The organism is Paracoccus sp. MC1854 (genome assembly GCF_014164635.1).
Lineage (GTDB): Bacteria > Pseudomonadota > Alphaproteobacteria > Rhodobacterales > Rhodobacteraceae > Paracoccus.
Map to the genome: position 1 here is coordinate 1 of NZ_JACJFU010000090.1, position 3,154 is coordinate 3,154.

The 3,154-nt window shown below is 65.7% G+C and carries 2 protein-coding genes and 1 pseudogene; 2 read left to right on the forward strand and 1 reads right to left on the reverse strand.

The window, feature by feature from the left end:
* Together H5395_RS19235 and H5395_RS18030 are read left to right on the forward strand one after the other, a co-directional pair.
* A pseudogene (locus H5395_RS19235) lies at nt 1-769 on the forward strand (integrase core domain-containing protein); the annotation flags it as partial.
* Nucleotides 770-1,258: 489 nt separating this feature from the next.
* Nucleotides 1,259-2,041, forward strand: a complete 783-nt coding sequence (locus H5395_RS18030; RefSeq protein WP_182793894.1) for a cell wall hydrolase — start codon at nt 1,259-1,261, stop codon at nt 2,039-2,041.
* Between the two features lie 378 nt (nt 2,042-2,419).
* On the opposite strand, the gene H5395_RS18035 is transcribed toward H5395_RS18030, so the two are convergent.
* Complete coding sequence (locus tag H5395_RS18035; RefSeq protein ID WP_182793895.1) at nt 2,420-3,019, reverse strand: hypothetical protein; 600 nt, start codon at nt 3,017-3,019, stop codon at nt 2,420-2,422.
* Nucleotides 3,020-3,154 lie beyond the last annotated feature (135 nt).

Here is a 3,154-nt window from a genome sequence, read left to right on the forward strand (position 1 = left end):
GTTGCGCTTGCCGCCCGGCAGGGGCGCTGCGGCCAGCGGCGGATCCCGGCCCTGCTCGGGCATGCCGGCCGGACGGGGAACGTGACGCGCGGCGAGGGGGCGAGGCCTGCGTCGCCGGCGGCGGGAGGGGCTGAAGGCGCCTGCGCCGCAACCGGGGAAGGCGCGGCTCCGGCGCGACGACGGATCGTGCCTCCGTCTGCGGCCAGCGCGTCCAGACCACGTCCGGTCTTGCGACTTCGTCGCGGCCCGGGCCCATGACGGCGGGAAGTTCCGCATGCGCGACCTGATCGACGGGTTCGCCCGGGAATCCCTGGCGCTCCGGCTCAGCCGCAAGCCGAACGCGCCGGCTGTCATCGACGTGCTGCCGGACCGGTTCCTCCTCCGCGGCGTGCCCGGCCCTGTCCGGCCGGACAACGGCCCGGCGTTCGTGGCCACCGCGCTGCGCGACCGGATCGCCGCGGCCGGCGCCGGAACGGCCTCTGTCGAGCCTGGATCCCCCGGGGAGGGAGGAGGATCAGGAAACAGGCCGCGGGACTGTGTGCCCGACGACGGGCCGCTGCGAGAGCTTCACCGCCAAGCTGCACGACGAGCGGCTCACCGGCGACATCCTCTGCAGCCTCGCCGAGGCGAAGATCGTCCTCGCGGCGGGGCGCCGCCCTTGCACCACAAAGCGCCCGCATTCCTCCCCGGGCGAGCGGCCCCCCGCTCCCGAGGTCCCGCAGGGACCGCCTTCGCCACCCCAAGCATGGCGCCAGCACCCGTCATGCACCAAGATCGGAAAGGGACCACCCCAGCAGGGCAGGCCAACGCGTGGCGCAGCTGGTGCGGCCTGCGGACTCGACCCCGGCCATGATCCCGTGGTGGTCGGGACGCCGAGGATGCGGGCTTGCTTTTATCCCCGGGGTGACGACGCCTTCGGACATCATCCTTGCTGCGGTGGGTCGCCCGTCCAAGCGGTGCCTCGGCCCCCCTCATAGCCCAGATGTGCGGTCAGTTCCTTCACCAGCCCGGCGTCACCCAGCAGATCCACAGGCCGTTGCAGCCCTTCAAGGGTTAGGTAGAAACCGTCATCGTCCCTTACCCCTCTCGGCAGGCATGGACCGGATCAGTCATCCACAGAAGACTGGGCACTCTCTGGCGCCGAGTCATCATTGATGCACCCTGATCGGCTGAGCCAACAGCCACGTCGAAAGCGCGGCTGATCGCGGAACAGTTTCGTGGCAGGCGCGGTTTCTGAACTGATCGAAGGAGTAGCCCGATGATCCGAGCGCTTCTCGCCACGACCATCGCCCTCGTTGCCACGTGGCACTCAGACACCCTGGTTCGTGCTCATGTCGCTGAGACCCATGACCGGCAGCCGCCTTCCTCCACCAAGGCGCACCGATTCCCAACATCGTTCGACCTCACACGTCTCGCAGTCATGGATGCGCAGCCCCTGATCTCGCTGGATCGCTTCACATCCTCGGCCACTGCACTCAGGCAGCCCAGCCCTGTACCCACGCCTCCGGATCTGACGCTTGAGGCCGCCCCTGCTCCTGTGCCGCGTCCCCTCAGGGTTATCGTGTCTCGCCCGCTCCCTCGTCCTGCCATGCCCGAGCAAATCCTGGAGGGCGCAAGTATCCCCCTGCCACCGGCCTCTCTACGCAATGCGAGCGATCTCTCCTGCATCGCCGTGGCGATCTATCATGAGGCACGTGATCAGGAGGACTTCGGCCAGCGCGCTGTCGCTTCGGTGATCCTTCAGCGCGTTGCAGTCCCGCACCGTTGGGGCGGCACGGCCTGCGACAACGTTGTCCCAACGCAGTTCAGCTTCCTGACCTCACGCTATGATTACCCGCCGATCGACGACATGAAGGCGTGGGAGAAGGCGGTGCGCTTCGCCGCCCATGCCTTGCTTGAAGGCCCCATGCCTGAACTCAAGGGTGCTGATCACTACCACACCACGGCCGTATCGCCCCCATGGGCGCCGAGAATGGCCCGAGTTCGGCTGATTGACGATCACGTCTTCTACGTTGATCCTCGCTCTTCCTTATCCCTGTAGTGCCAGCGGCCCATGCTGTGCCAGCCTCTCTGTGCCGGTCCCACATTCCCCCGGACAACACCCGGGGGAATGGCTGCGATCCTCACGCCTCCGGCAGGTCCGATGCGCCATGGAGAAAGAAGCGCACCATGGCCGTGGCGGCATCGGGTCCGCGCGGATCGGTGTGGGAGCCGCTCGGGTGTCCTCCGGACCAAGCGTGCTGCGCCCCGTCAATCATCCAGCTCTCGATCCCATGGGTGCCGTCCTTCCGTTTCGTGACGAGGCGCGTGTACCCGCGGACTCCACCCGCGACTCCTGCGGACAGAGCTCATTGAGTGCCGACTGCCAGTCAGCACTCAATGCTTTTCTTGCTTCCTGCCAAGACGCCTCGTCGCCGTTTCAGACGAACAGGAAGCTCGATGCTGCAAGATCTGTGACATCGACCACCGTCACCACGTCCTCGCCCTGATGGCTCGAACGGGAGGCCGCGCCATAGTCGATGCGGGTACCGCCCTCTTGGAGGGAGATGAAGCGGTCGGCGTCGTCGAGCCTTCCGTTGCGGTTGGTGTCGAGATCGGACCACTTCAGCTTCGGCATCGCGAACTGGATGGCGTCGACGTCCTCGCTGCGGAAGTCCATGATCTGGTCGCGCCCGCCATTAGCCCTGAAGACAAAGGTGTCTGCTCCCCTGGTGAGAACCACCTCCCTGCCGGCTGTGGCCTCGCCGTCACCCCAGAGAATGTCATCGCCGCGGCCACCTATGATCCTGTCATCCCCACCGATTAGTTCGGCCGCACCCCATGGATAGTCCGGGTTGCCACTTCTGACCGTTCCGTCACCGTAGATCACGTCATCGCCGTCGCCGCCGAGGATCCTGTCATTCCCGCCGGCGAGAGAGGCCGTTTCTCCACCGTAGATCATTCCATCGCCGTGGAGCGTATCATCTCCGCTGCCGCCCTCGATGCGGTCCAGACCCGCCGACAAGGGTCGAATAGCCATTGGTATCCATGCTCCCGTGGTAATCCTCCCCGAAAGTAAGGGGCTTCATAAGTAGAATTTTCTCGGCAAGATGAACGAGGAGATTTCGAATGAAGACAAGCAGATACACTGAGGCTCAGATCATCGCGATCCTGC